At 69.2% G+C, this 15868-nt stretch carries 15 protein-coding genes; 7 read left to right on the plus strand and 8 right to left on the minus strand.

Features of this window, described 5'->3' with window-relative positions:
- Window positions 1–13: 13 nt before the first annotated feature.
- From VH569_RS23760 to VH569_RS23790, 7 genes are all read right to left on the minus strand, one after another.
- Window positions 14–1294 carry an amidohydrolase family protein gene (locus VH569_RS23760; protein WP_423318454.1) on the minus strand — a complete coding sequence of 427 codons (1281 nt, stop codon included), beginning with the start codon at window positions 1292–1294 and terminating at the stop codon, window positions 14–16.
- On the minus strand, window positions 1294–2217 hold the full coding sequence (locus VH569_RS23765; protein ID WP_109449759.1) for an ABC transporter permease: 924 nt from the start codon (window positions 2215–2217) through the stop codon (window positions 1294–1296). The genes VH569_RS23760 and VH569_RS23765 overlap by 1 nt, the downstream gene beginning before the upstream one ends.
- A 6-nt stretch (window positions 2218–2223) precedes the next feature.
- Window positions 2224–3273 carry an ABC transporter permease gene (locus VH569_RS23770; protein ID WP_395454557.1) on the minus strand — a complete coding sequence of 350 codons (1050 nt, stop codon included), beginning with the start codon at window positions 3271–3273 and terminating at the stop codon, window positions 2224–2226.
- On the minus strand, window positions 3263–4831 hold the full coding sequence (locus VH569_RS23775; protein ID WP_423318455.1) for an ABC transporter ATP-binding protein: 1569 nt from the start codon (window positions 4829–4831) through the stop codon (window positions 3263–3265). Before VH569_RS23775 ends, VH569_RS23770 begins: the two co-directional genes overlap by 11 nt.
- 17 nt (window positions 4832–4848) lie before the next feature.
- Window positions 4849–5844, minus strand: a complete 996-nt coding sequence (locus tag VH569_RS23780; RefSeq protein ID WP_423318456.1) for a BMP family protein — start codon at window positions 5842–5844, stop codon at window positions 4849–4851.
- Window positions 5845–6167: 323 nt separating this feature from the next.
- Window positions 6168–6341: a DUF2256 domain-containing protein gene (locus VH569_RS23785; RefSeq protein WP_423318458.1), complete on the minus strand. Its 174-nt coding sequence runs from the start codon at window positions 6339–6341 to the stop codon at window positions 6168–6170.
- On the minus strand, window positions 6338–7210 hold the full coding sequence (locus VH569_RS23790) for an IclR family transcriptional regulator (protein ID WP_376960961.1): 873 nt from the start codon (window positions 7208–7210) through the stop codon (window positions 6338–6340). The genes VH569_RS23785 and VH569_RS23790 overlap by 4 nt, the downstream gene beginning before the upstream one ends.
- Window positions 7211–7399: 189 nt before the next feature.
- Between VH569_RS23790 and VH569_RS23795 the strand changes: the two genes are divergently transcribed.
- From VH569_RS23795 to VH569_RS23825, 7 genes are read left to right on the plus strand one after another with little or no spacing between them, the layout of a single operon-like run.
- Complete coding sequence (locus VH569_RS23795) at window positions 7400–8494, plus strand: ABC transporter ATP-binding protein (protein ID WP_423318459.1); 1095 nt, start codon at window positions 7400–7402, stop codon at window positions 8492–8494.
- A complete protein-coding gene (locus tag VH569_RS23800) occupies window positions 8491–9396 on the plus strand; it encodes an ABC transporter permease (protein ID WP_423318461.1) in 906 nt (301 codons plus the stop codon). The genes VH569_RS23795 and VH569_RS23800 overlap by 4 nt, the downstream gene beginning before the upstream one ends.
- 7 nt (window positions 9397–9403) lie before the next feature.
- Window positions 9404–10198 carry an ABC transporter permease gene (locus tag VH569_RS23805; protein ID WP_098737541.1) on the plus strand — a complete coding sequence of 265 codons (795 nt, stop codon included), beginning with the start codon at window positions 9404–9406 and terminating at the stop codon, window positions 10196–10198.
- A gap of 40 nt (window positions 10199–10238) precedes the next feature.
- Window positions 10239–10529, plus strand: coding sequence for a (2Fe-2S)-binding protein (locus tag VH569_RS23810; protein ID WP_423318463.1), 291 nt, complete (start codon window positions 10239–10241; stop codon window positions 10527–10529).
- Entirely contained in the window at window positions 10526–11911 is a 1386-nt protein-coding gene (locus VH569_RS23815; protein WP_423318465.1) for an FAD-dependent oxidoreductase, read from the plus strand. The genes VH569_RS23810 and VH569_RS23815 overlap by 4 nt, the downstream gene beginning before the upstream one ends.
- On the plus strand, window positions 11911–13029 hold the full coding sequence (locus tag VH569_RS23820) for an NAD(P)/FAD-dependent oxidoreductase (RefSeq protein ID WP_423318467.1): 1119 nt from the start codon (window positions 11911–11913) through the stop codon (window positions 13027–13029). The genes VH569_RS23815 and VH569_RS23820 overlap by 1 nt, the downstream gene beginning before the upstream one ends.
- Window positions 13030–13073: 44 nt before the next feature.
- Complete coding sequence (locus VH569_RS23825) at window positions 13074–14135, plus strand: ABC transporter substrate-binding protein (protein WP_377810915.1); 1062 nt, start codon at window positions 13074–13076, stop codon at window positions 14133–14135.
- A 78-nt stretch (window positions 14136–14213) separates the two neighbouring features.
- On the opposite strand, the gene VH569_RS23830 is transcribed toward VH569_RS23825, so the two are convergent.
- A complete protein-coding gene (locus VH569_RS23830) occupies window positions 14214–15605 on the minus strand; it encodes a class II 3-deoxy-7-phosphoheptulonate synthase (protein ID WP_377810914.1) in 1392 nt (463 codons plus the stop codon).
- Window positions 15606–15868: the final 263 nt, after the last annotated feature.

A 15868-nucleotide genomic window follows, 5' to 3' on the forward strand; every position in this document is an offset into this window, starting at 1 on the left:
CGGGGGCTCGCTCTCACCCCCGGTTCAGCAGGAAATCGACCGTTTCCGGCCGGCCCGGCAGGTCGAGCCTGGCCTGCACCGGCTCGCAGCGGCTGACGATCCGGCCGCGGCGCAGCACGAACAGGCGGGCGGCGCGGGTGCGGATCGCCTCCACCGGGTTGCCGGCCTGGAGTACCACCAGATCGGCGTTGCAGCCCGGCTCCAGCCCATAGCCGTCCAGATGCAGCAGCCTGGCCGGGTTCACCGTCACCGCGTCGAAGGCGGCCTTGATGCCGTCCTGGCCGGTCATCTGGCCGACATGCAGGCCCATATGCGCAACCTCCAGCATGTCGCCGGAGCCCAGCGGATACCAGGGATCCATCACGCAGTCGTGGCCGAAGGCGACCGTCAGCCCGGCGGCCATCAGCTCCGGCACGCGGGTCATGCCGCGGCGCTTGGGGTAGGTGTCGTGGCGGCCCTGGAGGACGATGTTGATCAGCGGGTTGGCGATCACCCCCAGCCGCGCCTCCGCCATCAGCGGGATCAGCTTGGAGACATAGTAATTGTCCATCGAGTGCATGGAGGTCAGGTGCGACCCCGTTACCCTACCGTGCAGGCCCAGCCGCTGCGTCTCATAGGCCAGCGTCTCGACATGGCGGGACAGCGGGTCGTCGCTCTCGTCGCAATGCATGTCGACCAGCAGCCCGCGCTCCGCCGCGATCTCGCAGAGCAGCCGGACCGAAGCCGCGCCATCGGCCATGGTGCGCTCGAAATGCGGGATGCCGCCGACCACGTCGACGCCCATGTCGAGCGCCCGGATCAGCAGTTCCTTCGCACCCGGCGCACGGAGAACGCCGTCCTGCGGGAAGGCGACCAGCTGCAAATCGAGATAGGGGGCGACGCGCTTCCTGACGTCCAGCAGCGCTTCCACCGCCAGCAGGCGCGGATCGCAGATGTCGACATGGCTGCGGATCGCCAGCAGCCCGCGCCCGACCGCCCAGTCGCAGTAGGCGAGCGCACGCTCGACGATGGCGTCCTGGGTCAGCTGCGGCTTCAGCTCGCCCCACAGCGCGATGCCTTCCAGCAGGGTGCCGCTCTGGTTCACGCGCGGCAGGCCGTAGCTCAGCGTGCTGTCCATATGGAAATGGGCATCGACGAAGGGCGGGCTGACCAGCCGGCCGCTGGCGTCGATCTCGCTGGCCGCCTCGCCGGCCAGATCGGCCTCGACTGCGGCAATGCGACCGTCCTTGATGCCGATGTCGATACCAGTGCGGCCATCCGGCAGGGTGGCGCGGCGCAGGATCAGGTCGAACATCAGCGTTCTCCTTTGCGGTACGGGATCATCAGGGCGCGCGGGTAGGAGGCCCGGCGGGCCACCAGCACCAAAGCCAGGATGCTCAGCAGATAGGGCATCATCAGGAACAGCTGGTAGGGCAGGACGCCGCCGCTCGCCTGCTGCAACCGCAGTTGCAGCGCGTCGAACACCGCGAACAGCAGGGCGCCCAGCAGAGCCTTGCCCGGCCGCCAGGAGGCGAAGACCACCAGTGCGATGCAGATCCAGCCGCGCCCGTTGACCATGTTGAAGAAGAAGGCGTTGAAGGCCGACAGGGTCAGGAAAGCACCGGCCAGCGCCATCAGCGCGCTGCCCGCCACCACGGCGCCGATGCGGATGGCGGTGACGTTCAGCCCCTGCGCCTCAGCGGCTGCCGGATTCTCGCCGACCATCCGCACCGCCAGCCCGACCGGCGTGCGGTAGAGGACATAGGCGACGACCGCGACCAGCAGGAAGGCGAGGTAGGTCAGCGGCGTCTGGGCCAGGGCACCCGGCAGGGCCAGCGGCTGGAACGGCTCGACGGTCGGCGGGGTGCTGGCCTGCGGCAGGACGAGGCGGTAAACGAAATAGGACAGGCTGGTGCCGAGCAGGGTGACGCCGATGCCGGTCACATGCTGCGACAGGCCGAGCGGCACGGTCAGCGCCGCATGCAGCAGGCCGAGCAGCGCGCCGCAGGCAGCGGCGGCCAGCACGCCGGTCCACAGGTCGGCCCCCTGGTAGACCGCCATCCAGCCGGCCATGGCGCCCAGCGTCATGATGCCTTCGATGCCGAGGTTCAGCACGCCGGCCCGCTCGCACACCAGCTCGCCCAGCGTGCCCAGCACATAGGGGGTGGCGATGCGCAGCACCGCGGTCCAGAAGGCGGCCGACAGCAGGATGTCGAGGATGGTCGACAGGAAATCCATAACCCCTTACCCCCGCCGCAGCCGGTAGCGCGCCAGCAGCCCGGCAACCAGCATGCAGAGCAGGCTGGTGGCGACCAGGACGTCGGCGATGTAGTTGGGAACCGGCATGGCCCGGCTCATGGCGTCGGCACCGACGAAGATGCCGGCGATGAACAGCGCGGCCCCGACCACCCCGATGGGGTGCAGCTGCGCCAGCATGGCGACGACGATGCCGCTGTAGCCGAAGCCCGGCGACAGGTCGAGCGTCAGGTAGCCTTTCAGCCCGCAGACCTCCGCCGCACCGGCCAGCCCGGCCAGCCCGCCCGACAGCAGGGCGGTGCGCAGCATCACCCGCGTCACCGGCATGCCGGCGAAGGCGGCGGCGCGCGGGTTGGCGCCGACCGCCCGGTTCTCGTAGCCCCAGATGGTGCGGGTGTCGATCAGCCACAGCAGCACCGACAGGCCGAGCGCGATGGCCAGCCCGGCATGCAGGCGGGTGCGCGCCACCAGCTTGGGCAGCTCCGCCGCCTCGGCGACCGGCGCCGACTGCGGCCAGCCCATGCCCATCGGATCCTTCAGGGCGCCTTCCAGCAGCAGCGACACCAGCAGCAGCACGACGAAGTTCAGCAGCAGGGTGGTCACCACCTCGTCGACGCCGAAGCGGACCTTCAGCACGGCGGGGCCGAGCAGGGTGACGCCGCCCGCCGCCATGCCGGCGATCATCACCACCGGGATCAGCGCCCAGGCCGGCAGGTCGAGCATGCCGCCGCCCACCACCACGGCGGCCAGCGCCCCCATGTAGAGCTGGCCCTCCGCCCCGATGTTCCACAGCTTGGCGCGGAAGGCGACGGCGGCGGCCAGCCCGGTCAGGATCAGCGGGGTGGCGCGGGTCAGCGTCTCGGTCAGGGCGAAGCGGGAGCCGACGGCGCCTTCGAACAGCAGGCCGTAGGCGCGCAGCACCGGGGCGCCGGTCCAGGCGACCAGCAGGGCGCAGAGCGCCAGCGCCGCCACGACGGCGCCAATCGGCGCCAGCAGCCGCAGGGCGAGCGGGGTATCGGTGCGCGGTTCAAGCCGCATCAACAGTCTCCGGCAGGATGTCGCGCAAAACGTCCCAATGCCCGGCCATCAGCAGGCCGAGCTGGCTGACCGACACCCGGTCGTGCGGCAGAAGCGGGGTGAGGCGCCCGTGATAGGCGACGGTGACGCAGTCGGCCAGCGCCAGGATCTCGTCCAGATCCTCGGAGATCAGCAGGACGCCGGCTCCGGCGGCGCGGGCGTCGAGCAGCCGGCTGTGGACGTAGGACACCGCCCCGATATCGAGTCCGCGCGTCGGCTGGCTCGCCAGGATCAGGTCCGGCCCATGGGCCAGCGTGCGGCCCAGGATCAGCTTCTGCATGTTGCCGCCCGACAGCAGCTGCGTGCGGGCATCGGGACCGGGGCAACGCACGTCGAACTCCTCGATCACCTCGCGGGCATAGGCCCGTGCCGCCCCGCGCCGCAGCACCCCGAAGCGGGAGAAGGATGAGTCGTGGTAGCGCTCGGCGATCAGGTTCTCCCACACCGCCATGGCGCCGACCAGACCGGCGCTGTGCCGGTCCTCCGGGATGCGGGCGACGCCGCGCCGGACCATGTCGGCCGGGTGGCCCCGCTCGACCACGCTGCCCTTCAAGGACAGCCGGCCGGAATCGGGATGGATCAGGCCGCTGACCAGCTCGGCCAGCGCCGTCTGGCCGTTGCCGGACACGCCGGCGATGCCGACCACCTGATGGCGGCGCACCGTCAGGTCGACCCCGTCCAGCAGTGGGCGGCCATGGCCGGACGCCACCGTGACGCCCGCCAGCTCCAGCACCGGCTCGCCGGGGCTGAGCGGGGTGGGGGCCGGCGGCTTGACGCTGCGGCCGACCATCAGTTCGGCCAGTTTGGCGCGGTCGGTGGAGGCGGTGGCGTGGGTGGCGACCAGCTTGCCGGCGCGCAGAACGGCGACGGTGTCGCTGGCGGCGAAGACCTCGTTCATTTTATGGCTGATGAAGACGACGGCCAGCCCGTCGGCGGTCAGCCGGCGCAGCGTTTCGAACAGCCCGGCCGATTCCTGCGGCGTCAGCACCGCGGTCGGCTCGTCGAGGATCAGGATGCGGGCGTCGCGGTAGAGCGCCTTGAGGATCTCCGCCCGCTGGCGCTCGCCGACCGACAGCTCGCCGACCGGCGCGTCCGGCCGCACCTCCAGCCCGAAGCGCTGGGACAGATCGAGCAGCCGGCGGCGGGCGGCGCCCCGGTCGGAGCGCCAGCGCCACAGCGATTCGGTGCCGACGGCGATGTTGTCCAGCACCGACAGATTGTCCGCCAGCGTGAAATGCTGGTGGACCATGCCGATGCCAGCCTCCAGCGCCGCGCGGGGTGAGCCCGGCGGCAGCGGGCGGCCGAACGCCTCGATGGTCCCCTCGTCGGCGACGTAATGGCCGAAGAGGATGTTCATCAGGGTGGTCTTGCCGGCGCCGTTCTCGCCAAGCAGAGCCAGCACCTCGCCGGCGCGGAGCGTCAGCGAGATGTTGTCGTTGGCGAGCAGCGGGCCGAACCGCTTGGAGATGCCGGCGAGCCGGAGGACGACCTCCGGCCCAACTGTCACGGGTGATGACATTGCGGATACGCCGGGCGTCACATCGTCGACTTCGGCTCGGCGTCGTTGACCTTCACGGTGAACTTGCCGTCGCGGATCTGCTGCTCGCGCTCCTTCACCTTCGCCTTGACGGCGTCGGGGACCTTTGCCTCGAAGGTGCCGAGCGGCGCTAGGCTGGAGCCCTTGTGCGCCATCATGCTGTAGGGACCGTAATCCTCGGCCTTGTAGCTGCCGGCCTTCACCGCGGCGATGGCGCGCTCCACCGACGGCTCCATGTGCCAGAGCGCGCTGGCGACGACGGTGTCGGGATATTGCGGCTGGGTGTCGATGACGTTGCCGATGGCGAGCACCTTGCGCTCCTTGGCCGCGTCGGACACGCCGAAGCGCTCGGCGTACATCACGTCGGCGCCGCGGTCGATCATGGCGAAGGCGGCTTCCTTGGCCTTGGGCGGGTCGAACCAGGAGCCGATGAAGCTGACCGAGAACTTGACCTGCGGGTTGACCTCCTTGGCGCCTTCCATGAAGGCGTTCATCAGGCGGTTCACCTCGGGGATCGGGTAGCCGCCGACCATGCCGATGACGTTCGACTTGGTCATGCCGCCCGCGACCATGCCGGAGAGATAGGCCGGCTCCTGGATGTAGTTGTCGAAGACCGAGAAGTTGGGTTCCTGCGGCTTGAAGCTGGAGCCCATGACGAAGGCGGTCTTCGGATAGTCCTTGGCGACGGCGCGGGCGGCGCGCTCCACCCCGAACACCTCGCCGAAGACCAACTGCTGGCCGGCCTCGGCATACTGGCGCATCACGCGCTCATAATCGGTGTTGGCGACCGACTCGGCCCAGACATACTCGATGTCGCCGCGGTCGGCGGCGGCCTTCAGCGCGACATGGATGCGGCTGACCCACTGCTGCTCGATCGGCACGGTGTAGATGCCGGCGACCTTCACCTTGCCTTGTGCGAATGCCGGCAGGGAACCGCCGGCCGCCACCGCGAAGGCCACTGCGGCGACGCCACACAGCACCGCGCGGCGCGTCATACCCCCGGCCGCCTTCCCAAAGACGTTCATCGCCCGATCCCCCATCCCCCGAACCGACATCATGAGTCCCCTTCGTCGCTGAGTATCGTTGGTCGCGTATCGTTGGCCGCCGTCACCGGCGGCGGTATGGCCGAGCCGCCGGAGTCATGAATACTCGGGAATGTGCCCGTAAATCCATGGACCCGTGCGGCCGCAATTTCGAATGCAACGGAAATGCCATCCGCCGGGAGCGCTGCCCATCTCGCAGGCAGACGCCCCCGGCTGTTCAGAATGCTGGCATGTGATTGAATAAAGGGCAATTCTTCCTGACGATCCGGTCAGGATCACGGCACGTCGCCCTCCCGCTTCCCCTCGCTCTTGCGGGCGTCGCCGCGGCAGCGGTCGGAGCAGTATTTCACCTCGTCCCACACCCGCTCCCATTTCTTTCGCCAGGTGAAAGGGCGGTTGCAGACCGGGCAGGTCTTGGCTGGCAGGTCGGCCTTCTTCACGCCCTTCATGCCGGGCCGCCGCCCAGAATCGCGGCGGGACGGCGCAGGACGGGGTCGAAGGGGTTTAACTGGCGGCTGATCGCGGTGGATTCGCGTTTCAGGATGTCGACCACCACCGGCAGCCGTTCCTCGTTCAGCCGCTCGCTGATCGTACCGACGCTGAGCGCCGCCACGGCATAGCCGTCGCGGTCCAGCACCGGAACCGCCACGCCCGACATGCCCGGCAAGAGGCCGGTGGACCGGCTGGCATAGCCGAGATCGCGCACCCGCGCGATTTCCGTGCGCAGATAGACCTCGTCGATGATGCCGACGCCCTGCATGCGCGGCAGGTTGAAACGGATGACCTCCTCGCGCTCCTCCGCATGGAGGAAGGCCATGATGGCGAGGCTGCCCTGGCCGACGCCGAGCGTTACCCGGCCACCGATGTCGCCGGTGAAGGAGCGGATGGGGAAGGGGCCTTCGCTGCGGTCCAGGCACACCGCGTCGAAGCCGCTGCGCACCAGCAGGAAGATGGTGTCGCGCAGCGTCGCCGACAGGCGCAGCAGGATCGGCCGGCAGATGTCGCGCAGGTTGTTCGGATTGCCGGCCTGCGCCGCCAGCCCGAACAGGTCGATGCCCAGCCGGTAGCGCTTGGTCGCCTTGTCCGCTTCCGCCATCCCCTCTTCGACCAGGATCTTCAGCAGGCGGTGGACGGTCGGCGGGGTGAGGTCGAGCGCGCGGGAGATGTCGGTCAGCCGGGCCCCCGCCTCGTTGGAGGACGCCAGCAGGCGCAGGATCGCCAGCCCGCGCTGCAGGCTGGATTTGCTGCCCGCCTCGTCTGAACCGGAACTCTCGACACCCGCACTGTCTTTTGCCCTGCGGCGGAGGTCGGCGCTCATGTTGGGCTCCGTTCTGAAAATCGGTGATGTTGGCTGCCCCATCTATTCCGTATATCGGAAGCTTTTGCAAAATCTTTTCTGTTGGTGGAAAAAGCGGATTGACGCGACCGGGGGTGCGGCGGAACCATCGGGGCAACAGGTGAGGCCCGGAGACCGAGGCCAATTGTCGCAAGAGGGAGAATTCCCCCCGTGTCGTTCCTCGAATTGAAAAACATCACCAAGCGTTACGGCCCGATGACCGCGGTCGGCGACGTCTCGCTGTCGGTGGAGAAGGGCGAGTTCGTCTCCCTGCTCGGGCCTTCGGGCTGCGGCAAGACCACGACCCTTCAGATGATCGCCGGTTTCGTCGAACCGTCGGCCGGCACCATCCGGCTGGACGGACGCGACATCACGCGGGCCAAGGCGAACAGCCGCGGGCTGGGCATCGTGTTTCAGAGCTACGCGCTGTTCCCGCACATGACCGTGTTCGACAATGTCAGCTTCGGCCTGGAGATGCAGCGCGTGCCCAAGGGTGAGCGCAAGCCGCGGGTGGAAGAGGCGCTGTCGCTGGTCCACCTCTCCCCCTATGCCAAGCGCTACCCGCGCGAGCTGTCGGGCGGCCAGCGGCAGCGCGTGGCGCTTGCCCGCGCGCTCGTCATCCGCCCGCCGGTCCTGCTGCTGGACGAGCCGCTGTCGAACCTGGACGCCAAGCTGCGCGAGGCGATGCAGTTCGAGTTGCGCGAGATTCAGCGCAAGGTCGGCACCACCACGGTCATGGTCACCCACGATCAGGCGGAAGCCTTCTCGATCAGCGACCGCGTCGTGGTGATGGAGGCCGGGCGCATCACCCAGATCGACCAGCCCTACCGCATCTACGAGCATCCGGAGACGGAGTTCATCTCCCGCTTCGTCGGCAAGACCAACCTGCTGCCGGGCAAGGTCGTCACCGCGACCGGTGCCGGCGCCACGGTGTCGCTGGCCGGCATCGCCGTGCCGGTGGAAACCGCCGGCCTGTCGGTGGGCGAAACGGTGACCCTGTGCATCCGGCCGGAGAAGCTGCACCTGACCGCGCCGTCGGGCGGGCTGCTGACCGGCCGTGTCGCCGACCGCTTCTTCCTGGGCAGCCAGTGGCTCTACCACATCGACGGGCCGCTCGGCACGCTGATGGTGGTGACGCCGAACGACGGCTCCACCCCGGCGGAGCAGGGCGCCCCGGTCGGGCTGGAATGGTCGCCGTCGGTCGTGCGCGTCCATCGCGGCGCCATGGCGGAGGCGCCGGACGTGACCCTTGAGGTGACGGGATGAGCACCACCCTTCCCGACACCGCCCCGGCCGCACCGGGCGGGGAGACGCCGGAGCGGCGCTTTTCCACCGCTCCGCTGTTCCTGTCGGGGCCGGCCGCGCTGCTGTTCGCGGCGCTGGTGCTGACCCCGCTGTTCCTGACGGCGCTCCTGTCCTTCAACCAGTTCGACTATGCGACCGGTCGCACCGACGGCTTCACGCTGGAGCATTATCTGGCGGTGGTGACCGACGAGTATTACCTGGAAATCTTCCTGCGCACCTTCCGCATCTCGGCGCTGGCGACCGCCATCTGCGTGGTGATCGGCGTGCCGGAGGCCTACATCCTCAGCCGGATGAGCAACCCCTGGCGGTCGATCTTCCTGCTGGTGATCCTGGCGCCACTGCTGGTGTCGGTCGTCGTCCGCGCCTTCGGCTGGAGCATGCTGCTGGGGCCGGAAGGGCCGGTCAACGGAGCGCTGATCGCGCTCGGCATCGGCCGGATGAAGCTGCTCTACAGCGAGGGCACGGTGGTCGTGGCGCTGGTCCACGTCATGCTGCCCTTCATGGTCATCCCGGTCTGGACCTCCTTGCAGAAGCTGGACCCGGCGGTGGAGCAGGCGGCACTCTCCTTCGGCGCCTCGCGCGCCACGGCCATCGTCCGCGTGGTGGCGCCGCAGATCCTGCCCGGCATCCTGTCGGGAAGCCTGATCGTCTTCGGCCTCAGCGCCAGCGCCTTCGCCATCCCCGGCCTGCTCGGCGGGCGGCGGTTGAAGATGGTCGCGACCGTGGTCTACGACCAGTATCTGAGCGACCTGAACTGGCCAATGGGGGCGGCGGTCGCCGTCATCCTGCTCGCCGCCAACCTGATCATCATGCTGACCTACCACCGCATGGTGGAAGGCCACTACCGCCGCCGGCTGGGGTGAAGACGCCATGACCCGCAACGGACCCGTCGCCCTGTTCTTCCACGCATTGGTCGTCATCTTCATGCTGGCGCCGCTGGCGATCGTCTGCCTCGTCGCCTTCACGCCGGAAAACACGCTGTCGCTGCCGACCAGGGGTTTTTCGCTGCGCTGGTTCGAGGCGGTGTTCCATCACCCGGACTTCGTCCAGTCCTTCTGGAACAGCCTGTGGCTCGCCGTGCTGTCGGCGACGCTGGCGGTGGCGCTGGCGGTTCCCGCCTCGCTCGCCATCACGCGCTATGAATTTCCCGGCCGCGGCTTCCTCAATGCGCTGTTCCTGTCGCCGCTGATCATCCCGCATCTGGTGCTGGGCGTCGCCATGCTGCGGCTGTTCGCCGTCGTCGGCGCCGCGGGCAGCTTCGGCTGGCTGGTGGCGGCGCACATGGTGATCGTCACGCCCTATGTGATGCGCCTGCTGATCGCCGCCATCTCCGGCTTCGACCGCAGCGTGGAACAGGCGGCCTTCTCGCTGGGCGCCAGCGAGGCCACCGTGTTCCGCCGCGTCACCCTGCCGATGATCCTGCCCGGCGTCACCGGCGGCTGGCTGATCGCCTTCATCAACAGCTTCGACGAGCTGACCATGTCCATCTTCATCACCTCGCCGTCCACGGTGACGCTGCCGGTGCGGATGTACATGTACGCCACCGAATCCATCGACCCGATGATGGCGGCGGTGTCGGCGCTGATCATCGGCATCACCGCGGTCGCCGTGCTTCTGCTCGACCGTGTCTATGGGTTGGACCGCATCCTGGTCGGCCAGCACTGAGCGTCCGCTCCGGCCGTCCTCTCTTCGGAGACCAGTCATCATGGCTTTGCTGCAGCGTGTGGCCGAACAGGGCCGGCGCGTGGTCCGCTTCACGCTCGACGGGCGTCCGGTGGAGGCGCTCGAGGGCGACACCATCCTGACGGCCATGCTCACCAACGGCGACCGGCTGCGCCGGACGGAATTCGCCGACAGCCCGCGCGCCGGCTTCTGCATGATGGGCGCCTGCCAGGATTGCTGGGTGCGGACGGAGGAGGGCGAGCGGCTGCGCGCCTGCGGCACCTTCATCGCCGACGGCATGCGCCTTGTGAGCGGCGGGGAGTGGACGTCGTGAGCGAAGTTCTCCCTCCCGTTATCGTCGGTGCCGGTCCTGCCGGCATCCGCGCGGCGGAACGGCTGGTCGCCGCCGGCCTGCGTCCGGTGGTGGTGGACGAGGCGGCACGCTGGGGCGGCCAGATCTACCGCCAGCCTCCCGATGGAGGCTTCACCCGGCCGAAAGGCGCGCTTTACGGGTTCGAGGCCGGCAAGGCCGACGCGGTCCACCGCGCCATGGCGGCGATCTGCGACCGGGTCGACTACCGGCCGCGCACGCTGGTGTGGAACTGCGAGGCCGGGGCGCTCGACCTGCTGAGCGACGGGGCGAGCGACACCTTGCCCTTCAGCCATCTGATCCTGGCGACGGGTGCCACCGATCGCGTGCTGCCCTTCTCTGGCTGGACATTGCCCGGCGTCTTCACGCTCGGCGGGTCGCAGGTGGCGCTGAAGTTCCAGGGCTGCGCCGTCGGCCGGCGGGTGGCCTTCCTCGGCACCGGGCCGCTGCTCTATCTGGTCGCCTACCAGTATCTGAAGGCCGGCGTCGAGGTGGCGGGTGTGTTCGACACCACGCCCTTCGCCGCCCAGGCCCGTGCCACCGCTGGCATGCTGCGCGACCCGGCGACGCTGGCAAAGGGGCTGCTGTTCGTCGGCTGGCTGCGCGCCCATGGCGTGCCGATCCACAACGGCGTCCGTCCGGTGCGCGCCGAGGGCGCGGAGCGGGTCGATGCGCTGGTCTGGCGCGATGCCCGCGGGCAGGAACGGCGCACCGCGTGCGACGCCGTCGCCTTCGGGCTGGGCCTGCGGTCCGAGACGCAACTGGCCGACCTCGCCGGCTGCCGCTTCCGCTTCGACGAGGCCGACCGGGCCTGGCTGCCGGAACGGGACGGGGCGGGGCGCAGCTCGGTTCCCGGCCTCTATCTCGCCGGCGACGGCAGCGGCATTTCCGGTGCCGATGCGGCTGAACTGGCGGGCGAACGCGCGGCGCTGGCCCTGCTGGAGGATCTCGGCCGGCCGGTCGACGCCGCGCGGGTCAAGGAGCTGGACGGGCGGCTTGCCCGCATCGCCGCCTTCCGCCGCAGTCTGTCGGCCGCCTTCCCCTTCCCGGCGGACTGGGCCGACGCGATTGCCGACGACACGATGATCTGCCGCTGCGAAGGCATCACCGCCGGTGCGGTGCGCGAGGTCGCCCGCAGCGGGCAGGCCCGCGAGATGAACCGCGCCAAGGCGCTGACCCGCGCCGGCATGGGCCGCTGCCAGGGCCGCATGTGCAGCGCCACCACGGCGGAGCTGCTGTCGCGTACGCTCGGCACCGGCCCCGACGGGGTGGGGCGCCTGAGGGCGCAGCCGCCGATCAAGCCGCTGCCGATCTCCGCCGGTGCCGAGCGGCGGGAGGTCGCGTGATGCGGGAACGGATCGAGTGCGATGTCGCCATCGTCGGCGGCGGGATCGTCGGCGGGTCGGCGGCGCTGTTCCTGCGGCAGGCCGGCCTGTCGGTGACGCTGCTGGAGCGCGACTGGTGCGGCGCCAAGGCGAGCGGCGTCAATTTCGGCGGCGTGCGCCGGCAGGGCCGCCCGCTGGAGCAACTGCCGCTCTCCCAGCGCGCCCACGCCATCTGGGGCCGGCTGCCGGAGCTGCTGGGCACCGACGCCGAATACATCCGCTCCGGCCATCTGAAGCTGGCGCGCAGCGAACCCGACCTTGCGTCCCTGATCGACTACCGCGAGCGCACCCAGGGCTTTGGCCTCGGGCTGGAGATCGTCACCGGCGAGGAGTTCCGCCGGCGCTGGCCGGCGCTTGGCGACCGGGCCATCGGCGGATCGCTCTGCCCGGAGGACGGCCATGCCAACCCGCGCCTCGTCTCCCCCGCCTTCGTCCGCGCCGCGGCCAGGCTGGGCGCTGTGGTGCGCGAACAGACGCCGGTCGACCGGGTGGAGAAGGATGGCGACCGCTTCGTCCTGCTGAGCGGCGACGCCCTGGAGGTGCGTGCCCGCTTCCTGCTGAACACCGCCGGTGCCTGGTCCTGGCGGGTGGCGGAAGCCTTCGGCGAGCCGGTGCCGCTGGAATCGCTCCATCCCAACATGGCGGTGACCGAGCCGCTGCCCCGCTTCCTCGACGTCAACATCGGGGTGGAGGGCGGCGGCGTCTATGGCCGTCAGGTGCCGCGCGGCAACATGGTGGTCGGCGGCGGGCGCGGCTTCGCGCTGGACGCCGACCGCGCCCGGCCGCAGCGCGACGCCGTGCTGACCCTGATGCGCGACGCGGCGGAGCTGTTTCCCCAGCTGCGCCACGCCCATGTCATCCGCTGCTGGACCGGGGTGGAGGGCTATACGCCCGACCGCAACCCGATCATCGGACCCAGCCGCACCACGCCCGGCCTGTTCCATGCCTTCGGCTTCTCCGGCGCCGGGTTCCAGATCGGCCCCGGCGTCGGCCAGACGCTGGCCGAACTGGTCACGACCGGCGAGACGCCGATGCCGCTGGAGCCCTTCCGCATCGACCGCTTCACACCGACCGCTTAAGATCCCACCCCAGTCTTCTCCCCTTGGCCCATTGGAGGACGTGCATGCCCACCTTGCGTTCCCTGTCGCTCACCGGTCTCGCCACGGTTGCCATCACGGCCGCCGCCGCCCTCTCCACCCCCGCCGCCGCCCAGACCAAGACGGTCTACATCGGCATGAATGGCGGCACGATGGAGAAGACCTACACCGAGAACGTCTTCCCCGCCTTCGAGAAGGCGACCGGCATCAAGGTGGTGGTGGTTCCCGGCACCTCGTCCGACATCCTGGCTAAGCTGCAGGCCCAGAAGGACAACCCGCAGATGCACGTCGTCTTCCTCGACGACGGGCTGATGTACCGCGCCATCGGCATGGGCCTATGCCAGAAGATGGACAGCTCGCCGGTGCTGAACGACGTCTACCAGTCCGCGCGCCTGAAGGGCGACATGGCGGTCGGCGTCAACATGGGTATGACCGGCCTCGCCTATAACAAGGCGATGTTCGACGAGAAGGGCTGGGCGCCGCCGACCAGCTGGATGGATCTGGCCGATCCCAAGTACAAGGGCAAAATCGTCGTCCAGTCGGCCGCCAGCAGCTCCTTCGGCCTGCACGCCTTCCTGATGTACAACCGCATCAAGGGCGGCACCGAGGGCAACGTCGATCCGGGCTTCACCACCTGGCGCAAGACCATCGGCCCGAACGTGCTGGAGTACATCCCCAGCTCCGCCAAGATTGCCGAGATGGTGCAGACCAACGAGGCGGCTATCTTCCCGCTGACCCCGACCGGCGTCGGCAGCCTGAAGGCCAAGGGCATTCCGGTGGAATACGCCCAGCCCAAGGAAGGCTCGGTCGTGCTGATGGTCGGCGAGTGCGTCGTCGCCAAGAACCCGGACAACGAGGCCGCGCAGAAGCTGGCCGCCTATCTGCTCGGGCCGGAGGCGCAGCTCGCCGCCCTGCAGTACGGCGCGCAGATCCCGTCCAACACCAAGGTCACCCCGCCGGCCGATGTCGCCGACGAGATGAACAAGTTCCAGGGCTACATGAAGAACGCCGTCACGGTGGACTGGGACGTCATCAACGAGAAGCGCCCGGACTGGAACCAGCGCTGGAACAAGGAAATCGAACGGTAACCTGGGCAATAACCGGGACATGGAAAAGGGGGCGGAAACGCCCCCTTTTCTTTTGGCCGGACCTTTTCGGCGGATGCCTTATTCGGCAGCCACCGCGGCGCGGCGCCGGGCCTCGCGGGACTGGCGGCCTTCCTTCAGCTTTTCCGACAGCAGGAACGCCAGTTCCAGAGACTGGCTGGCGTTCAGGCGCGGATCGCAGGCGGTGTGGTAGCGCAGAGCCAGATTGTGATCGGTGATCGCCTGGGCGCCGCCCGTGCACTCCGTCACGTCCTGGCCGGTCAGCTCGAAATGCACGCCGCCGGCATGGGTGCCTTCGGCCTGATGCACCTCGAAGAAGCCTCTGGCCTCGGCCAGCACCCGCTCGACGGGGCGGGTCTTGTAGCCGGTGGTCGACTTGATCGTGTTGCCGTGCATCGGGTCGCAGGACCACACCACCGTGCGGCCTTCGCGCTGGACCTTGCGCAGCAGCGGCGGGAACTTCTCCGCGACCTTGTCGGAGCCCATGCGCACGATCAGCGTCAGGCGCCCGGCCTCGTTGGTCGGGTTCAGGATGTCGATCAGGCGGATCAGCTCGTCCGGGTCGGTGGTCGGGCCGCACTTCAGGCCGATGGGGTTCTTCACCCCGCGCAGGAACTCGACATGGGCGCCGTCGGGCTGGCGGGTGCGGTCGCCGATCCACAGCATGTGGGCCGACACGTCGTACCAGTCGCCGGTGGTACTGTCGACGCGGGTCAGCGCCTGCTCGAACGGCAGCAGCAGCGCCTCATGGCTGGTGAAGAAGTCGGTCTCGCGGATCTGCGGGGTGGTCTCCGCGGTGATGCCGCAGGCCGCCATGAAGGCCAGCGTCTCGTCGAGCCGGGTGGCCAGCTCCTGGAAATGCTCGCCGGCCGGGGACTTCTCGACGAAGCTCAGCGTCCACTGATGGACCTTGTGCAGGTCGGCATAGCCGCCCTGGGCGAAGGCGCGCAGCAGGTTCAGCGTCGCGGCGGCCTGGGTGTAGGCCTGCATCATGCGCTCCGGATCGGGAACGCGGGCGTCGCTGGTGAAGTCGAAGCCGTTGACGATGTCGCCGCGGTAGGACGGCAGCTCCACCCCGTCGATGGCCTCCATGTCGGCCGAGCGCGGCTTGGCGAACTGGCCGGCCATGCGGCCCACCTTGATGACCGGGATCGAGGCGCCGAAGGTCAGCACCACGGCCATCTGCAGCAGGACGCGGAAGGTGTCGCGGATGTTGTTGGGATGGAACTCGGCGAAGCTCTCGGCGCAGTCGCCGCCCTGCAACAGGAAGGCCTGGCCGGCGGCGGCCTCGGCCAGCTTGGCCTTCAACCGGCGGGCCTCGCCGGCGAAGACGAGCGGCGGATAGGAGGACAGGCGCTGTTCGACCGCCTCGACCTTGGACAGGTCGGGATAAGTCGGCAACTGCTTCGCCGGTTTCGTCCTCCAACTGGCGGGTGTCCAACGCTCGACCATGACGCGCCTGCTCTTCCTTGACGATTGCGGAACGGGGGCCGGGCGGGCGGCGAACGACCGGCGGCAAACCCCGTGGAAGCTACTCTATAGCGCGACTCGCGGAAACTTTTCCATAGTTTCGGCTCCCTTGCCGGCAATGCTGTGCCGCGGGGATAGACCGCCTGCCACCGGGGGTGATTTCAGATGAAAGGAAATTCGCGTCGGGCCCTCGCGCTTTCCGTCGATGAGCAGGGGGCGATAAGCAGGGTCCGCTGGCGGCGGAT

This window comes from Azospirillum sp. 11R-A, assembly GCF_049472615.1.
Taxonomy (GTDB): Bacteria; Pseudomonadota; Alphaproteobacteria; order Azospirillales; family Azospirillaceae; genus Azospirillum; species Azospirillum palustre.

Coding starts and splice junctions, on each gene's coding strand:
- VH569_RS23820 (WP_423318467.1), top strand. CDS start 11,911: ATGCGGGAACGGATCGAGTGCGATGTCGCCATCGTCGGCGGCGGGATC.
- VH569_RS23830 (WP_377810914.1), bottom strand. CDS start 15,605: ATGGTCGAGCGTTGGACACCCGCCAGTTGGAGGACGAAACCGGCGAAG.
- VH569_RS23765 (WP_109449759.1), bottom strand. CDS start 2,217: ATGGATTTCCTGTCGACCATCCTCGACATCCTGCTGTCGGCCGCCTTC.
- VH569_RS23785 (WP_423318458.1), bottom strand. CDS start 6,341: ATGAAGGGCGTGAAGAAGGCCGACCTGCCAGCCAAGACCTGCCCGGTC.
- VH569_RS23760 (WP_423318454.1), bottom strand. CDS start 1,294: ATGTTCGACCTGATCCTGCGCCGCGCCACCCTGCCGGATGGCCGCACT.
- VH569_RS23790 (WP_376960961.1), bottom strand. CDS start 7,210: ATGAGCGCCGACCTCCGCCGCAGGGCAAAAGACAGTGCGGGTGTCGAG.
- VH569_RS23770 (WP_395454557.1), bottom strand. CDS start 3,273: ATGCGGCTTGAACCGCGCACCGATACCCCGCTCGCCCTGCGGCTGCTG.
- VH569_RS23805 (WP_098737541.1), top strand. CDS start 9,404: ATGACCCGCAACGGACCCGTCGCCCTGTTCTTCCACGCATTGGTCGTC.
- VH569_RS23780 (WP_423318456.1), bottom strand. CDS start 5,844: ATGACGCGCCGCGCGGTGCTGTGTGGCGTCGCCGCAGTGGCCTTCGCG.
- VH569_RS23825 (WP_377810915.1), top strand. CDS start 13,074: ATGCCCACCTTGCGTTCCCTGTCGCTCACCGGTCTCGCCACGGTTGCC.
- VH569_RS23775 (WP_423318455.1), bottom strand. CDS start 4,831: ATGTCATCACCCGTGACAGTTGGGCCGGAGGTCGTCCTCCGGCTCGCC.
- VH569_RS23810 (WP_423318463.1), top strand. CDS start 10,239: ATGGCTTTGCTGCAGCGTGTGGCCGAACAGGGCCGGCGCGTGGTCCGC.
- VH569_RS23800 (WP_423318461.1), top strand. CDS start 8,491: ATGAGCACCACCCTTCCCGACACCGCCCCGGCCGCACCGGGCGGGGAG.